The 16904-nt window shown below is 66.1% G+C and carries 12 protein-coding genes; 8 read left to right on the top strand and 4 right to left on the bottom strand.

Annotated features, from left to right (window positions below; translation table 11 throughout):
• Positions 1-160 precede the first annotated feature (160 nt).
• The 4 genes from lysS to OKW29_RS28140 form a co-directional block, all read right to left on the bottom strand.
• Positions 161-1687: a lysine--tRNA ligase gene (gene lysS / locus OKW29_RS28155; RefSeq protein WP_429293397.1), complete on the bottom strand. Its 1527-nt coding sequence runs from the start codon at positions 1685-1687 to the stop codon at positions 161-163.
• 174 nt (positions 1688-1861) lie between these two features.
• Positions 1862-2966 (bottom strand): peptide chain release factor 2 gene (gene prfB, locus OKW29_RS28150; protein ID WP_429293396.1). Its coding sequence is split into 2 segments (ribosomal slippage): positions 1862-2884 and positions 2886-2966, totalling 1104 coding nucleotides; the frame shifts between segments, so codons are not numbered across the junction.
• Between the two features lie 109 nt (positions 2967-3075).
• Positions 3076-4782, bottom strand: a complete 1707-nt coding sequence (recJ, locus tag OKW29_RS28145) for a single-stranded-DNA-specific exonuclease RecJ (protein WP_429293395.1) — start codon at positions 4780-4782, stop codon at positions 3076-3078.
• 16 nt (positions 4783-4798) lie between these two features.
• A complete protein-coding gene (locus OKW29_RS28140; RefSeq protein WP_184022388.1) occupies positions 4799-5908 on the bottom strand; it encodes a regulator in 1110 nt (369 codons plus the stop codon).
• Positions 5909-6213: 305 nt separating this feature from the next.
• Between OKW29_RS28140 and OKW29_RS28135 the strand changes: the two genes are divergently transcribed.
• The 8 genes from OKW29_RS28135 (at position 6214) to eno (ending at position 16897) form a co-directional block, all read left to right on the top strand.
• On the top strand, positions 6214-7467 hold the full coding sequence (locus OKW29_RS28135; protein ID WP_429293394.1) for a lipoprotein-releasing ABC transporter permease subunit: 1254 nt from the start codon (positions 6214-6216) through the stop codon (positions 7465-7467).
• A 31-nt stretch (positions 7468-7498) separates the two neighbouring features.
• Positions 7499-8215 (top strand): lipoprotein-releasing ABC transporter ATP-binding protein LolD, encoded by a 717-nt coding sequence (lolD, locus tag OKW29_RS28130; protein ID WP_409340030.1) that lies wholly within the window; start codon positions 7499-7501, stop codon positions 8213-8215.
• A 43-nt stretch (positions 8216-8258) separates the two neighbouring features.
• Positions 8259-9047, top strand: a complete 789-nt coding sequence (locus OKW29_RS28125; protein WP_429293393.1) for a TatD family hydrolase — start codon at positions 8259-8261, stop codon at positions 9045-9047.
• Between the two features lie 115 nt (positions 9048-9162).
• Positions 9163-11823 (top strand): DNA internalization-related competence protein ComEC/Rec2, encoded by a 2661-nt coding sequence (locus OKW29_RS28120; RefSeq protein WP_429293392.1) that lies wholly within the window; start codon positions 9163-9165, stop codon positions 11821-11823.
• Positions 11824-11939: 116 nt separating this feature from the next.
• On the top strand, positions 11940-12743 hold the full coding sequence (locus OKW29_RS28115; protein ID WP_429293391.1) for an alpha/beta fold hydrolase: 804 nt from the start codon (positions 11940-11942) through the stop codon (positions 12741-12743).
• 142 nt (positions 12744-12885) lie between these two features.
• The gene (locus tag OKW29_RS28110) at positions 12886-14547 is read left to right on the top strand and encodes a CTP synthase (protein WP_429293390.1); all 1662 of its coding nucleotides are present in this window, start codon (positions 12886-12888) and stop codon (positions 14545-14547) included.
• On the top strand, positions 14544-15398 hold the full coding sequence (gene kdsA / locus OKW29_RS28105) for a 3-deoxy-8-phosphooctulonate synthase (protein WP_429293389.1): 855 nt from the start codon (positions 14544-14546) through the stop codon (positions 15396-15398). The genes OKW29_RS28110 and kdsA overlap by 4 nt, the downstream gene beginning before the upstream one ends.
• Positions 15399-15613: 215 nt before the next feature.
• Positions 15614-16897 carry a phosphopyruvate hydratase gene (gene eno / locus OKW29_RS28100; protein ID WP_018417543.1) on the top strand — a complete coding sequence of 428 codons (1284 nt, stop codon included), beginning with the start codon at positions 15614-15616 and terminating at the stop codon, positions 16895-16897.
• Positions 16898-16904 lie beyond the last annotated feature (7 nt).

Raw genomic sequence — 16904 nt, 5'->3', positions numbered from 1 at the left:
CGCGAACGAGCAGCTTTTACCGCTGGTTACAAACGAGGAGAAGCAGAAAACGGTCCCGCAAAGCGAAAGCGCGCGCATAAGAAAACGCCCGGCATCAACCGGGCGCTCTTCAAACCATCGCATTGCGCGAAGCACAACGAGCGCTCGCGCCCAGCGTCGCTCAGTCTTCGCGACGCAAATGCGGGAACAGAATCACGTCGCGGATGCTCGGGCTATCGGTCAGCATCATGACCAGACGATCGATGCCGATACCGCAGCCGCCCGCCGGCGGCATGCCGTACTCGAGCGCGCGGATGTAGTCGGCGTCGTAGAACATCGCTTCCTCGTCGCCGGCGTCTTTCTGGTCGACCTGCTTCTTGAAGCGCGCGGCCTGATCTTCCGGATCGTTGAGCTCCGAGAACCCGTTGGCGATTTCGCGGCCGGTGATGAACAGCTCGAAACGCTCGGTGATGCCTGCCACCTTGTCCGACGCACGCGCGAGCGGCGACACCTCGATCGGGTAGTCGATGATGTAGGTCGGCTCCCACAGTTGCGACTCGGCGGTCTCTTCGAACAGCGCCAGTTGCAGCGAACCGACGCCCGCGTTGAGGAACTGCGGCTGCGACGCATCGACGCCGAACTTCTTCAGCTCGGCGCGCAGGAACGTGCCGTCGGCGAGCTGCTCGTTCGTGTATTGCGGCGCGTATTTCTGGATCGCCTGCGTGATCGTGAGCCGATGGAACGGCTTCGACAGATCGAGCTCGCGGCCCTGATAAGTGATGGTGGCCATGCCGAGCGCATCGATCGCCGCCTGGCGAATCAGCTGCTCGGTGAAGTCCATCAGCCACTTGTAATCGGTGTAGGCCGCGTAGAACTCGATCATCGTGAATTCCGGGTTGTGGCGTACGGATACGCCCTCGTTGCGGAAATTACGATTGATCTCGAACACGCGCTCGAAGCCGCCCACCACCAGCCGCTTCAGGTACAGCTCCGGCGCGATGCGCAGGAACATCTGCATGTCGAGCGCGTTGTGGTGCGTCGAGAACGGCTTGGCCGCCGCGCCGCCCGGAATCGGGTGCAGCATCGGTGTTTCGACTTCCATGAAGTTCGCGTCGGCCATGTACTTGCGGATCGACGAAATCGCCTTCGTGCGCGCGACGAACGTGCGGCGCGTTTCCGGCGTGACGATCAGATCGACATAGCGCTGGCGGTACTTCATTTCCTGGTCGGCGAGACCGTGGAACTTGTCCGGCAGCGGACGCAGCGACTTCGACAGCAGACGCAGCTCCGTGCAGCGCACCGATAGCTCGCCCTTGTTGGTGCGAAACAGCACGCCGCGCGCGGCGACGATGTCGCCCATGTCCCACTTCTTGAACGCGTCGTAGGTCTCCTGGCCGACGTCGGCCGGTGTGACGAAGAACTGGATCTGACCCGAGCCGTCGCGTACGGTTGCGAAACTTGCCTTGCCCATCACGCGTTTCAGCATCATCCGGCCAGCGATCGCGACTTCGAGCGGATGCGCTTCGAGCGATTCCTTGTCGGCGTGCTCGTACTGCGCCTGCAGATCTTCGGCGTGGTGCGTGGGACGGAAATCGTTCGGATAGGCGACGCCTCGCTCACGCAGTTCGCGCAACTTTTCGCGGCGCTCGGCGATGATCTTGTTGTCGTCCGCTTCGGGCACGACAGTCGGCTGGGTCGGTTCAGTCATGATGATTTGGTATTCGGTGGCCCGCCGCGGAGTGCTCCGCTGGCGGGAAGCCAGTCAGTGTAAAAACCTCAGGCGGTACTGGAAAAACGGCGAATAAATAGCGTGGAGGCAACGCAAAAGCAGCAACGAAGAAGGCGCGGTCCCGATCGGTGAACGGGGCCGCGCCGTGCGCGCCTAGACGCCCTGTTTCAGGCTCGCGCTGATGAACGGATCGAGGTCACCGTCGAGCACGCTCTTCGTATTGCTGATTTCGACGTTGGTGCGCAGATCCTTGATGCGGCTGTTGTCGAGCACGTACGAACGGATCTGATGGCCCCAACCCACATCGGTCTTGCCGGCTTCCAGCTTGTCCTGCTCGGCCTGACGCTTGCGGATTTCCGCTTCGTACAGGCGCGATTTCAGCATCGCCATTGCTTCGGCGCGGTTGCGGTGCTGCGAGCGGTCGTTCTGGCACTGCACGACGATGCCCGACGGCATGTGCGTGATACGCACCGCGGAGTCGGTCTTGTTGATGTGCTGACCGCCCGCGCCCGAAGCACGGTACGTGTCGATGCGCAGGTCGGCCGGGTTGATGTCGACTTCGATCGAGTCGTCGATTTCCGGGTACACGAACACCGACGAGAACGACGTGTGACGACCGCCCGACGAGTCGAACGGCGACTTGCGCACGAGCCGGTGCACGCCGGTTTCGGTACGCAGGAAGCCGTACGCGTATTCGCCTTCGATCTTGATCGTAGCGTTCTTGATGCCGGCGACGTCGCCTTCGGTCTGCTCGAGCACTTCGGTCTTGAAGCCCTTGCGCTCGCAATAACGCAGATACTGGCGCAGCAGCATCGACGCCCAGTCGCACGCCTCGGTGCCGCCGGCGCCGGCCTGGATGTCGAGAAAGGCGTTGTTGGGATCGGCCGGATTAGCGAACATCCGGCGGAATTCCATGTCGGCGACGCGTGCCTCGATGGCCTGGGCGTCACCCTCGCAGGCGAGCAGCGTGTCGTCGTCGGCTTCTTCGCGTGCCATCGCGAACAGGTCTTGAGCGTCGCGCACGTCGTTCGTGATCGACGTGAGCTTGCCGACCGTGTCGTCGAGCAGCTTCTTTTCCTTACCGAGCGCCTGGGCGTGCTTCGAGTCGTTCCAGACGTCCGGGTCTTCGAGTTCCCGGTTGACTTCGATTAGACGCAGTGCTTTGTCGTCGTAGTCAAAGATACCCCCGTAGGTCGTCCGCGCGCTTGCGCAGGTCGGCCAGAGAGGCTTCGATCGCGTTGAGACGTTCCGCTTCCATGTCGATCTTCTATTCTGCGTAAAAAGCAGAAATTATAGCCGATCGGCACGCCGCGCCGGAGCCTCGCGGGCGACCCAGCGCGTGTTCGCGATTGATTTTGCGGAAGATTTCAGCTCACCGCGTGCTCGACGATCAGTTGCACGCGCGACACGCCGTTCCATGTATCGCTCGCGAGCCGGTAGGCGACGGTGGTGCGCGCGGGCAGCGTGTCGGTGTGATTGAACCAGATCGCGTTGAAGCGCTGGCGGCCGCGCAGCAGTTGCAGCTTCAGGTGCTTGTCCTTCACCAACGCCTGCGAGGCGACCTCGAATTCGCCGGAGAACACCGGCGCCGGAAAACCCTGGCCCCAGACGGCCGCGTCGAGCATCTCGACGAATTGCGGCGTGAAGTACGCGTCTTCGAGCTCGCCGTCGGTTTCGATCGTGCGTGCGAGCGCCCCCGCGGACAGCCATTCGCGGCCGACCGCCTCGAACGCGGCGGTGAAGCGCGGCACGTCGGCGGCGGCGATCGTCAGGCCCGCGGCCATCGCGTGGCCGCCGAATTTGACGATCAGGTCCGGCTCGCGCTTCGAGATCAGATCGAGCGCGTCGCGCAGATGGAAGCCCGCGATCGAGCGCCCCGAGCCCTTGACGAGCACGCCGGTACCGTCGGCCGGCGCGAACGTGAACGACGGGCGGTGGAACTTCTCTTTCAGCCGTCCCGCGACGATGCCGATCACGCCCTGATGCCAGCCCGGATTGAACAACGTGATCGTGGTCGCGCCGTCGGGATCGACCGTCGACAGGTCGTCCAGCGCCTGCTGCTGCATGCCGGCCTCGATTTCGCGGCGCTCGCGGTTCATCGTGTCGAGCTGCTGCGCGAGTTCCCATGCGCGGCCGACGTCGTCGGTGGTCAGGCATTCGATGCCGAGCGACATGTCCGACAGCCGACCCGCCGCGTTCAGGCGCGGTCCCAGCGCGAAGCCGAGGTCGAAGCCGGAGGCGTTGCGCGCGTCGCGCGCGGCGGCGCGAAACAGCGCGGCGATGCCAGGCTGCATGCGGCCGCGGCGGATGCGCTGCAGACCTTGCGCGACCAGCACGCGGTTGTTGCCGTCGAGCTTCACGACATCGGCGACGGTGCCGAGTGCGACCAGATCGAGCAGGCCGTCGAGGCGCGGCTCGGGCAGCGCGTCGCCGAACGCCCCACGGCGGCGCAGTTCGGCGCGCAGCGCGAGCAGCACGTAGAACATCACGCCGACGCCGGCGAGGCACTTGCTCGGGAATGTGCAGCCCGGCTGGTTCGGATTGACGATTGCGCGCGCGGCGGGCAGTTCGTCGCCGGGCAGGTGGTGGTCGGTGACGAGCACGTCGATGCCGAGGGCGTTGGCCGCCGCGACGCCGTCGACGCTTGCGATGCCGTTGTCGACGGTGATCAACAGATCGGGCTTGCCGGCCGCGCTACGCGCCGCCAGCTCGACGATGTCCGGCGTGAGCCCGTAGCCGTGCTCCATGCGGTTCGGCACCAGGTAGTCGATGCGCGCGCCGAACATGCGCAGCCCGCGCACCGCGACCGCGCAGGCGGTCGCGCCGTCGCAGTCGTAGTCGGCGACGACCAGCATGCGGCGCTGCTGCTGGAGCGCGTCGGCGAGCAGCGCGGCGGCCGCGTCGCAGCCCTTCAGTTCGGCGGGCGGCACGAGCCGCGCGAGGCCGGTTTCGACGTCCTCGGGCAGGCACACGCCGCGCGCTGCGTACAGGCGCGCGAGCACCGGATGCAGGCCGCAGCGGGTCAACACTTCGGCGTCGACGGGGGAACAGGGGCGTGTAACGATTCGGGTCATGCGGAAGGGCCGTGGATCATTCGATGAAAAGCGAGGCCAGCACGCGCCGCCGCCAGAATTTGCGCAGATCGCCGCGCGTGACCGTCAGCGTCACCGAGCCGGTGTCGCCGCACAGCGTAAGGCCGAGCTCGGCGAGTTCGCCCGACTGCAATGCCGCGAGCGCGGGCGCGAACCAGTCGGTCTGCAGCGCGGCGAATGCCTGGTTCCAGCGCGCCCAGTCCTGTTCGATGTAGGGCGCGGAGAAGGGGTCGAGTTCGACGAGCGTTGCGCCGCTGCCGTTGGTGGTACCGCGCAGCGCCGCGGCCAGTTCGCGATACGACGCCGGCGGCGCGCCTGTCGCGACGCCCGCGCTGAGCGCGAGACCGCGCGTTGCGGCGGCATCGGACAGCACCTGCGCGAACGGACTGCGCACGCTCCGCGCGGCGCCTTGCGCGTGAAACCAGATCGAGTTGACGGCCGGCAGCCCGCGCGCCTCCCGCGCTTCGTTGACCGGATGCTCGAACCACGCCATCTGCACTTCATTCTGCAGCTTCATCCACGCGCGAGAGCGTTCGCCGGAATGCGCTTCGTGCGGCAACCAGATCTCGATGTTGCGGCCGCTCGCGCGCAACGGCGACGCGCCCGCGAGCGAGCCGAAAGCGTCGCTCGACAGATACCAGCGGATTGGCTTGGGCGCCTCGATGCGCACGCCGAGTTCCTCGATCAGCGGACGCGCAAGCGCGAGCAGCGTGCTCGCTTCGGCGTCCGACAGATTGAGCGACGCCGGGTCGATCAGCACCAGATGGTCGTGCGCGATGTGCACGTGTACCGGCTGCACGCAGGCCCACGTCGCGTTGCCGGGTTCGCCGCCGTCGGCGCGCAGCATGTAGGGCGCGAGCGGGGCTTCGTCGGCGGCGGCCGAGGCGCCGTCGGGCAGCGCGCCGAATTGTCGCGCGACCCAGCGCTCGTGCGGCAGCGTGCGCTGAAAATCCTCGCCGATCACGCGTTCGATCAGCGTCGCGCGCGCGATCAGCCTGTCGAGAGCGGGGCACTGGATGTCGTGAAGCGCGGTGGAGGCGTCGGCCGCGGCAGGCAGCGCGAAGGGCAGCAGAAGATGGAGGCGGTCGGCAGGCATGATGCTGCGCATTGTAGGGCAAACGGTGCGAGTATTTCGACGAAGCGCGGCCGGTTCGTCGATGGCGCGGCCGAGGCACGTCCTTTGCGCGAGCCGGCGGCATTGTGTGGCAAACTTCGCGCTTGATCGCCGGACCCGGCAGGGTGGCGCACCGCGGCGCCGCGCCTCTATGCGCCGGCAGAGCCGCACCGCGGCCGGGCGCGCGAGGAACGATCCGCGCCGCCGCGAGCCCAACGATCACGACGCTCGGGCCGCACGGCGGACGTCGATGTCCGCCGGTCCCGACATACAGTCGAAGAACGCACAAAAGGATTCGCTTGAAATTTCCCTACGAATGGCAGATTGGCTGGCGCTACACACGCGCCGGCAAACGCACGACCGGTAACGGCTTCATTTCGTTCATCGCGCTGGTGTCGATGTCGGGCATCGCGCTTGGCGTCGCGGCGCTGATCGTCGTGTTGTCGGTGATGAACGGCTTTCAGAAAGAGGTGCGCGACCGCATGCTGTCGGTGCTCGCGCACGTCGAGATCTTTTCGCCGACCGGTTCGATGCCCGACTGGCAGCTGACCGCGAAGGAGGCGCGCCAGAACAAGGAGGTGATCGGCGCGGCGCCCTACGTCGAGGCCCAGGCGCTGCTGACGCGCCAGGACGCGGTGAGCGGCGTCGCGTTGCGTGGCATCGAGCCGACGCTCGAGCCTGAAGTGTCCGACATCGGCAAGGAAATGAAAGGCGGCAAGCTGGCCGACCTCGTGCCCGGCGGCTTCGGCATCGTGCTCGGCGCCGATCTCGCGGCCAATCTCGGCGTGCAGCTGAACGACAAGATCACGCTCGTCGCACCCGAAGGCACGATCACGCCGGCGGGCATGCTGCCGCGCCTGAAGCAGTTCACGGTGGTCGGCATCTTCGAGTCGGGCCATTACGAATACGACAGCACGCTCGCGCTGATCAACATCAAGGACGCAGAGGCGCTATTCCGGCTGCCCGCGCCGACCGGCGTGCGGCTACGCCTCACCGACATGCAGCGCGCGCCGGAAGTCGCGCATCAGCTCGCGCGCACGCTGTCGGGCGATCTGTACATCCGCGACTGGACCCAGCAGAACAAGACCTGGTTCTCGGCGGTGCAGATCGAGAAGCGCATGATGTTCATCATCCTGACGCTGATCATTGCGGTGGCCGCGTTCAATCTGGTGTCGTCGCTGGTGATGACGGTGACCAACAAGCAGGCCGATATCGCGATCCTGCGCACGCTCGGCGCGCAGCCCGGCTCGATCATGAAGATCTTCGTCGTGCAGGGCGTGACGATCGGCTTCATCGGCACGGCGACCGGCGTCGCGCTCGGCTGCCTGATCGCGTGGAGCATTCCGTGGCTCGTGCCGATGATCGAGCATCTGCTCGGCGTGCAATTCCTGCCGCCGTCGGTGTACTTCATCAGCGAGCTGCCGTCCGAGCTGGTTCCGGCGGACGTCGCGCGCATCGGCCTCATCGCGTTCGTGCTGTCGGCGCTCGCGACGCTCTATCCGAGCTGGCGCGGCGCGAAGGTCCGTCCGGCGGAGGCGCTGCGCTATGAATGACCGCCTCGTCCATCCCTCAACCGATTCATCCATGACCGCTCAGGACTCCGCGTCGCATCCGTTCGTGCTCGAAGCCACCGGCATTTCCAAAGCGTTCGTGCAGGGCGGGCTGAACGTGCAGGTGCTCAACAATGCGCAACTCGCCGTGCGGCGCGGCGAGAAGCTCGCGATCGTCGGCGCGTCGGGCTCCGGCAAGAGCACGCTGCTGCACGTGCTCGGCGGTCTCGACGACCCGAGCGCGGGCCACGTGTCGGTGCTCGGCAAGCCGTTCACGAAGCTCTCCGAGCGCGAGCGCAACGACCTGCGCAATCGCGCGCTCGGTTTCGTGTATCAGTTTCACCATCTGCTGCCGGAGTTTTCCGCGCTCGATAACGTCGCGATGCCGCTGCGGATTCGTCGCGAGACGACCGAAGTCGCGCGCCGCGAGGCCATGGCGGTGCTGGAGCGCGTCGGCATGGGGCATCGCGCGAAGCATCGGCCGGGCGAGCTGTCGGGCGGCGAGCGTCAGCGTGTCGCGATCGCGCGTGCGCTCGTCACGAAGCCCGCCTGCGTGCTCGCCGACGAGCCGACCGGTAACCTTGACGGCGGCACCGCCGACACGGTCTTCAACCTGATGCTCGAACTGTCGCGCACGCTCGAGACGAGCTTCGTGATCGTCACGCACGACCCGGAGCTGGCGGGCCGCTGTGATCGCATCATGCGGTTGCGCGACGGCGTGCTGCACGAAGAGCCGCCAGTGCCGGTCTGAGTGCGGGCCGGCACGGTCCGTCCTCTTGCCAGCGAGATAACTCATGTGGATCGACACGCACTGCCATCTCGACGCTTCGGAGTTCGACGCCGACCGTGATGCGGTTGCGGCGTCCGCGCGCCATGCGGGGGTGTCGCGCATCGTGATTCCGGCGATCGGGCCACGGAACTTCGCGGCGGTGCGCGAGCTCGCGCATCGCGTCGACGGCGGCGCGTACGCGCTCGGCATTCATCCGCTGTTCACGCCGCACGCCGTCGATGCCGACCTCGACCTGTTGCGCATGGAGATCGAGGCGAGTCTCGACGATCCGCGCTTCGTCGGCATCGGCGAGATCGGGCTCGACTATTTCGTCGACGGCCTCGACGATGCGCGCCAGCAGTTTTTCTACAACGGCCAGTTGCAGCTCGCGCGCGAATTCGATTTGCCGGTCATCTGCCATGTGCGCAAATCGCAGGATCAGGTCATCAAAGGGCTGCGCCGGCATCAGATTCATCGCGGCATCGCGCACGCGTTCAATGGCAGTTTCCAGCAGGCGCAGGCGTACATCGATCAGGGCATGCATCTTGGGTTCGGCGGCAACCTCACGTTCGAGCGCGCCCGGCAGATCCGGCGACTCGCCGAACAGCTGCCGTTCGATGCGCTGGTCGTCGAGACCGACGCGCCGGATATCGCACCGTCGTGGATGTACAGGCAGCGCAATTCACCCGAGCAGATTCCGGCGATCGGCGCGAGCCTCGCACGACTGCGCGGTGTCACTTCCGACGCAGCCGCCCTTGGCACAACGGCTAACGCGCTCGCCGCGCTGCCGCGACTGGCGCTTTCCTCTGCATAATCGATTCCGTTGATCGAAAGGGTTCGCGTCGGGCGATCCCCACGCCCGGCGGGCTCGCTGCTGCCCGTTCACTGGCGCGGTGACGAGGCCCGGCGCCAGCGGGTACGGAGGGCGGATGCGGGCGGTCTGGTGTGGATTTGCGTTGGGGGTGGTCTGGCTGCAGCGACAGGCGGTGTTGCCGGGTACAGGCGCATGGTGCGCGTTGATACTGGTCGGCTGCACGGCGGCCGGCGTTGCGGTGTGGGGTTTGCGTGGCGGCGCAGCGGCTGCGGCCGCGGGTGTGACAGGTGTGACAGGTGTGACAGGTGCGGCCGGTGCGGCGCTCCAGCGCGAATACGAGCGGGGCTTCTCGCACCAGCTCGCTCCCCGCGTATGGCGCGACGCTCGCATGCGGCGGGTGGCCGGTTGGGGCGCGGTGTGGTGCGCGGCGATCTGCGTCGGCTTCGGCTACGCGGCCGTGCGCGCGCAAACGCGGCTCGCGGTGAGCCTGCCGCACGAGTGGGAAGGGCGCGATATCGAGGTGGTCGGCACGATCAAGGGATTGCCGACGCGTGACGACAAAGGCGCGCGCTTCCTGTTCGACGTCGATACGAACGGTGCGCGGCTCGCCGCTTTCCCGCGCGTGATCCAGCTAGCCTGGATCGCGCGCGGCGCCACGGCGCCGCGGCTCGAACCGGGCGAACGCTGGCGTCTGACCGTGCGCCTGAAGCGCCCGCACGGCAACGCGAATTTCGGCGTGCGCGATGCAGAGGCGAGTCTGCTCGCGCGCAACGTCCGCGCGACCGGCTACGTGAGCGTGCCGGACCATGCGCGGCGCCTGACCGGTCACGCGCGCGGGCTCGCCGTGCTGGTCGACCGCTGGCGCGCCGGGTTGCGTGCGCGTATCGACACGGTGCTTGCCGATGCGCCGCATCGCGGCATCGTCGTCGCGCTCGCGATCGGCGCGCAGGACGAAGTGAGCCCCGCCGACTGGCAATTGATGCGCGGCACCGGCACGAGTCATCTGGTGGCGATTTCGGGCTTGCATCTCGGCTTGGTCGCGGGGCTGACCGGCTGGCTCGCGGCGGCAATCTGGAGACGTTCGGGGTGGCTCGGCCGCAACTGGCCGCTGCGCTTGCCCGCGCAGCTCGTCGGCGTGACGGCGGGTGCGATGTTCGCCGCACTGCATGCCGCGCTCGCGGGCTTCAACGTGCCAGCGCAACGCGCACTTTGGATGGCCGCGCTCGTCGCGCTGGCGTTCGTCGGCGGCCGGCAGCTAGCGCGCTCCACGGTGCTCGCGTGGGCGCTCGGGCTCGTGCTGCTGGTCGATCCGTGGGCGGTCGTGTCGGCCGGATTCTGGCTGTCGTTTTGCGCAGTCGGCGCGATCCTGTTCGCGATGTCGGGGCGGCCGCGCGTGCGGGTTCCACTGGCGTCCCGTCATCATGAAGACGAGGAGGGCAGCGCGGCGCGTCCCGTATCGATCCGGCGTCTGCGCGTGCTCGCCGAACGGTTGCGCAGCGCCGCTCACGCGCAGTTCGCGGTGACGGTCGCGCTGGCGCCGCTGACCGCCTACTGGTTCGCGCAAATTCCGCTCGCCGGTCCGCTCGCGAACGCGTTCGCGATTCCCTGGGTGAGCCTGCTCGTCACGCCGACGGTGCTCGCGGGCGTCGCATTGCCCGCGCCGCTCGATGCGTTCGCGTGGCGCGCCGCGCACACGCTGCTCGATGGTCTCGCGGCCGGCCTGCAACTGGCGTCGGGACCGCGCTGGACGCTGTGGTGGCTGCCGCAGCCGCATGCGTGGGCGCTGGCCGCGGCGGCGCTCGGTGTGCTGTGGTGTCTCGCGCCGCGCGGCTGGCCACTGCGCTGGGCGGCGCCGCTGTCGTGGCTGCCGCTGCTGATGCCCAGCGCAAGCGGCGCACTCGCCGAGCCATCAGGCGCGTTCCGTCTGACTGCGCTCGATGTCGGGCAGGGCTCGTCGGTGCTCGTGCAGACCGCGCATCACGCGTTGCTGTTCGATGCGGGTCCCGGTCCGGAATCGAGCCACGCTGGCGAGCGCGTGGTGGTGCCGTTCCTGCGGGCGCAAGGCGTGACGACGCTCGATACGCTGATGATCAGTCACGCCGATTCGGATCATGCGGGCGGCGCCCCTGCCGTTTTCGATGCGATCGAGGTGCGTCAGCTGGTGGCTGCTCTGGAGCCGGACAATCCGCTGTGGCCGAAGGCAAAACAGCATGGCACGCAGACGCTGCCGTGCGTGGCAGGGCAGCGCTGGCAGTGGGATGGTGTTGAGTTCGCCGTGCTGTGGCCTGACGTCGGGGCACTCACGGGCAAGGCGAACGAGCATTGCTGCGTGTTGAGGGTCAGCACGTTGCCGCCCACCAACGCGAGCCAGGCGGCGGCGTTCGTCGGTGCGATAGCACCGCGTTTCACGGCCCTGCTGACCGCCGACATCGAAGCGCCGACCGAACGCGCGCTGCTCGCGCGCGATCCCGCTATGCTGCGCGCGCAAGTGTTGATGGTGCCGCATCATGGCAGCAAAACGTCGTCGACCGAGCCGTTCCTCGACTCTATCGATCCGTCCATCGCGTTATTTCAGGTAGGCTACGAGAATCGCTTCCATCATCCGAATGCGGGCGTGTTCGCGCGCTACGCGGCGCGCCATATCGAACTCGGGCGCAGCGATCGCGATGGCGCCGTGAGGGTCGACGTCGATCCGGGCGCGCGCGGTGAGGAGGGCGCCGCGATAACGCTCGAGCGTTATCGGGACACGCAGCGCCGCTACTGGATGGAGCCCTGAGCGCGTCGCGGCCCGATGAGCGCAACAGCGCAGACAACAGGCGCAAGCAGCGATATAAGCAGCGGCACAGGCAAAGCACCGCCCACGCGTGAAAAACACAACGGAGATCGCCGCAGTTGAAAAACATCATCCATTTCTCGCATGCGAACGGCTTTCCGGCCTCGACTTACCGGACGATCTTCGCCGAGCTCTCCGACGACTACGACGTGCGCTCGATCGAGCGGATCGGCCATGATCCGCGCTTTCCGGTCACGCAGGACTGGCCCCATCTGGTCGAGCAACTGCTTGACGATATCGCCCGCAAGTACGAGCAGCCGGTGTGGCTCGTCGGGCATTCGCTCGGCGGTTATCTGTCGCTGATGGCGGCGCTGAAAAAGCCGCAGTGGGTGAGGGGCGTCGTGATGCTCGACTCGCCGGTGATCGCCGGCTGGCGCAGCAGCATGCTGCGCGTGTCGCAATGGACCGGGCTCGACGAGCGGCTGTCGCCCGCCGCCGCGACGCGCAAGCGGCGCACGCAATGGACGAGCCGTGACGAAGCATGGCGGCACTTCCATTCGAAGCCCGCGTTCGCGCGCTGGGACGAGCGCATGCTGTCCGACTACATCGACTTCGGCATTCCGCAGAGTTCGCCCGACGGCACCCGGGTGCTCGCGTTCGATCGTCGCATCGAATACCAGATCTACCGGACGCTGCCGCATACGCTCGGCGCGCGGCTCGCGCGCGGCGCGCCGGTGCCGGTCGGGTTCATCGCCGGGACACGCTCGAAGGAAATCCGCCAGTCCGGGCTCGACGCGACGCGACGCGTGACCGGCGGGCATGTCGAGTGGATCGAGGGCAGCCATCTGTATCCGATGGAAAAGCCGATCGAAACCGCGCGCGCGGTGCAACGCATGCTGCGTGAGCTGGAGCGAACCGCCTGACGTGCTGCGCGCACGAAGCGGGCCCCAAACCGCTGCGCCGGCTGCCACGCGAGGCGGCCTCGGCACGCGTGGGTCGGCCGTTTTTTGCTGGGTCGGGACCATCCTTTACGGTATAATCCGTTTTTCCCGCGAGCATCCAGCGATGACCAAATATGTTTTCGTCACCGGCGGCGTAGTATCTTCCCTCGGCAAGGGTATTGCCGCCGCTTCCCTCGCCGCGATCCTCGAATCGCGCGGTCTTAAAGTCACCCTCCTCAAACTCGATCCCTACATCAACGTCGACCCCGGCACGATGAGCCCGTTTCAGCACGGCGAAGTGTTCGTGACTGAAGACGGAGCGGAAACCGACCTCGACCTCGGCCACTACGAGCGCTTCATCAGCACGAAGATGCGCAAGGCCAACAACTTCACCACGGGCCAGATTTACGAGTCGGTAATCCGCAAGGAACGCCGCGGCGATTATCTCGGCAAGACCGTGCAGGTCATCCCGCACATCACGAACGAAATCCAGGCATTCGTCGAGCGCGGCGCAGCGTCTGCGACGTGCGGCGAGCCGGATGTCGCCATCGTCGAAGTGGGTGGCACGGTGGGTGACATCGAATCGCTGCCGTTCCTCGAAGCCGCGCGCCAGATGAGCCTGCGCCTCGGCCGCAACAGCGCGTGCTTCGTGCACCTGACGCTGGTGCCCTGGGTCGCCACGGCCGGCGAACTCAAAACCAAGCCCACCCAGCACAGCGTGCAGAAGCTGCGCGAAATCGGCATTTCGCCGCACGTGCTGCTGTGCCGTGCCGACCGCCGCATTCCGGACGACGAGCGCGCGAAGATCTCGCTGTTCTCGAACGTGCCCGAAGACGCGGTGATTTCCGTGTGGGACGCGGACAGCATCTACAAGATTCCGCAGATGCTGCACGACCAGGGTCTCGACGCGATCATCTGCGAAGAGCTGAAGCTCACGCCGAAGGCGGCGGACCTGTCCATGTGGTCGGACCTCGTCGAGAAGCTGCAGAACCCGAAGCACGAAGTGACGATCGGCATGGTCGGCAAGTACGTCGATCTGACCGAGTCGTACAAGTCGCTGATCGAAGCGCTGCGTCATGCGTCGATGCATACGTCGACGCGCGTGAACATCGAGTACATCGACTCCGAAGAGATCGAAACGCAAGGCGTCGAGAGCCTCAAGCATCTCGACGCGGTGCTCGTGCCGGGCGGCTTCGGCCGTCGCGGCACCGAAGGCAAGATCGCCGCGATCCGCCATGCGCGCGAAGCGAAGGTGCCGTATCTCGGCATCTGCCTCGGCATGCAGCTCGCCGTCATCGAATTCGCGCGCGACGTCGTCGGCCTGAAGGACGCGAACAGCACCGAGTTCGATCAGGAAACGAAGAACCGCGTGGTTGCGCTGATCACCGAATGGTACGACCGCGAAGGCCGCGTCGAGAAACGCACGGAAGAATCGGACCTCGGCGGCACGATGCGCCTCGGCTCGCAGCGCTGCCCGATCAAACCCGGCACGCTCGCCGAAGAGATCTACGGCACGGATGTGAACGAGCGTCATCGTCACCGTTATGAGGTGAATAACCGTTTCGTGCCCCAACTCGAAGGCGGCGGCCTCATCATTAGCGCCCGTACGCCGAGCGAGGATCTGCCGGAAATGATGGAATTGCCGCGCAGCATGCACCCGTGGTTCGTCGGCGTGCAGTTCCACCCGGAATTCACGTCCACGCCGCGTGACGGTCATCCGCTGTTCAAGTCGTTCGTCGAAGCGGCGCTCGCGCATCAGCAGTCGAGGGTCGAGGAGAAAGCATGAAACTGGGCGATTTCGAAATCGGGCTCGACAAGCCGTTTTTCCTGATCGCCGGCACCTGTGTCGTCGAATCCGAACAGATGACGATCGACACGGCCGGCCGCCTGAAGGAAATCTGCGCGAAGCTGGACATTCCGTTCATCTACAAATCGTCGTACGACAAGGCCAATCGCAGCAGCGGCAAGTCGTTTCGCGGTCTGGGCATGGACGAAGGTCTGCGCATCCTGTCGGAAGTGAAGCGCCAGCTCGGTCTGCCGGTGCTGACCGACGTGCACGCCGAACACGAGATCGAGCAGGTGGCGTCGGTCGTCGACGTGCTGCAAACGCCCGCGTTCCTGTGCCGTCAGACCGACTTCATCCACGCGTGCGCGCGCTCGGGCAAGCCGGTCAACATCAAGAAGGGCCAATTTCTCGCGCCGCACGACATGAAGAACGTGATCGACAAGGCGCGCGACGCCGCGCGTGAAGCGGGTCTGTCCGAAGACCGTTTCATGGCGTGCGAGCGCGGCGTGTCGTTCGGCTATAACAACCTCGTGTCGGACATGCGTTCGCTCGCGATCATGCGCGAGACCAACGCGCCGGTCGTGTTCGACGCGACGCATTCGGTGCAGTTGCCGGGCGGTCAGGGCACGAGCTCGGGCGGCCAGCGCGAATTCGTGCCGGTGCTCGCGCGCGCCGCGGTCGCGGTCGGCGTCGCTGGTCTGTTCATGGAAACGCACCCGAATCCGGCGCAAGCGAAGTCGGACGGGCCGAACGCGGTGCCGCTCAATCGCATGGCCGACCTGCTCGAGACGCTCGTCACGCTCGACCGGGCCGTCAAGCGCGGGCCGTTCCTCGAAAGCGATTTCAACTGATTCAGGTGTGCGCCGCGTGTCACGATTGCCCTCGATAATCGACCCGCGGCGTTTTCGCATAATGGTCGTCGAACGTATCGGCGCGCGAGCTGTCTGTCGGGGAGACCGGCAGGCGCTTTGCATGGGACCGGAGTAGGCGCTAAAGCGCCAATTCCGGTTCGACAGCGCGATGCAAGGTCACAGTAAAGAATTCAACGTCATCCTTTGAGGAAACCATGAGTGCTATCGTAGACATCATCGGTCGAGAGATTCTCGATTCGCGAGGCAACCCCACCGTCGAATGCGACGTGCTGCTCGAGTCAGGCACGATGGGGCGCGCGGCCGTGCCGTCAGGCGCGTCGACCGGCTCGCGCGAAGCGATCGAACTGCGCGACGGCGAAGCCGGCCGCTACGGCGGCAAGGGTGTGCTGAAGGCCGTCGAGCACATCAACACGGAAATCTCCGAAGCGATCATGGGTCTCGACGCTTCCGAGCAGGCGTTCCTCGACAAGACGCTGCTCGAGCTCGATGGCACCGACAACAAGTCGCGCCTCGGCGCGAACGCGATGCTGGCCGTGTCGATGGCCGTCGCGAAGGCCGCGGCCGAGGAGGCCGGTCTGCCACTGTACCGCTACTTCGGCGGCTCGGGCGCCATGCAACTGCCGGTGCCGATGATGAACATCGTCAACGGCGGCGCGCATGCGAACAACAGCCTGGACATCCAGGAATTCATGATCGTGCCGGTCAGCCAGCCGAGCTTCCGCGAAGCACTGCGCTGCGGCGCCGAAGTGTTCCACGCGCTGAAGAAGATCCTGTCGGACCGCGGCATGAGCACGGCAGTCGGCGACGAAGGCGGCTTCGCACCGAACTTCGGCAGCAACGAGGAATGCCTGTCCACTATTTTGCAAGCCATCGAGAAAGCAGGCTACCGCGCCGGTGAAGACGTGCTGCTCGCGCTCGACTGCGCGGCCAGCGAGTTCTACCACGACGGCAAGTACCAGCTCGCGGGCGAAGGCCTGCAGCTGTCGTCGACGGAATTCGCGGACTACCTCGCGAACCTCGCCGACAAGTTCCCGATCGTGTCGATCGAAGACGGCATGCACGAGGGCGACTGGGAAGGCTGGAAGACGCTGACCGACAAGCTCGGCAACAAGGTCCAGCTGGTCGGCGACGACCTGTTCGTGACGAACACGCGCATCCTGAAGGAAGGCATCGAGAAGGGCATCGCGAACTCGATCCTGATCAAGATCAACCAGATCGGCACGCTGACGGAAACCTTCGCGGCGATCGAAATGGCCAAGCGCGCGGGCTACACGGCGGTGATTTCGCACCGTTCGGGCGAAACTGAAGACTCGACGATCGCGGACATCGCAGTCGGTCTGAACGCCGGCCAGATCAAGACAGGTTCGCTGTCGCGTTCCGACCGCATCTCGAAGTACAACCAGCTGCTGCGTATCGAGGAAGATCTCGGCGATATCGCGAGCTACCCGGGCAAGTCGGCCTTCTACAATCTGCGCTAAGCGGTCT

Origin of the sequence: Paraburkholderia sp. CI3, assembly GCF_050436505.1 — a bacterium.
In the GTDB taxonomy this organism is placed as follows: domain Bacteria; phylum Pseudomonadota; class Gammaproteobacteria; order Burkholderiales; family Burkholderiaceae; genus Paraburkholderia; species Paraburkholderia tuberum.
The sequence above is the reverse complement of the archived record's forward strand: the minus strand, read 5'-3'. Positions and strand labels throughout refer to the sequence as shown.

Bases quoted from the DNA above. Each gene is read 5' to 3' on its own strand.
- lysS (WP_429293397.1), bottom strand. From the start codon at position 1,687: ATGACTGAACCGACCCAGCCGACTGTCGTGCCCGAAGCGGACGACAAC.
- recJ (WP_429293395.1), bottom strand. From the start codon at position 4,782: ATGACCCGAATCGTTACACGCCCCTGTTCCCCCGTCGACGCCGAAGTG.
- OKW29_RS28140 (WP_184022388.1), bottom strand. From the start codon at position 5,908: ATGCGCAGCATCATGCCTGCCGACCGCCTCCATCTTCTGCTGCCCTTC.
- lolD (WP_409340030.1), top strand. From the start codon at position 7,499: ATGACCGCTCAGGACTCCGCGTCGCATCCGTTCGTGCTCGAAGCCACC.
- OKW29_RS28125 (WP_429293393.1), top strand. From the start codon at position 8,259: ATGTGGATCGACACGCACTGCCATCTCGACGCTTCGGAGTTCGACGCC.
- OKW29_RS28120 (WP_429293392.1), top strand. From the start codon at position 9,163: ATGCGGGCGGTCTGGTGTGGATTTGCGTTGGGGGTGGTCTGGCTGCAG.
- OKW29_RS28110 (WP_429293390.1), top strand. From the start codon at position 12,886: ATGACCAAATATGTTTTCGTCACCGGCGGCGTAGTATCTTCCCTCGGC.
- kdsA (WP_429293389.1), top strand. From the start codon at position 14,544: ATGAAACTGGGCGATTTCGAAATCGGGCTCGACAAGCCGTTTTTCCTG.
- eno (WP_018417543.1), top strand. From the start codon at position 15,614: ATGAGTGCTATCGTAGACATCATCGGTCGAGAGATTCTCGATTCGCGA.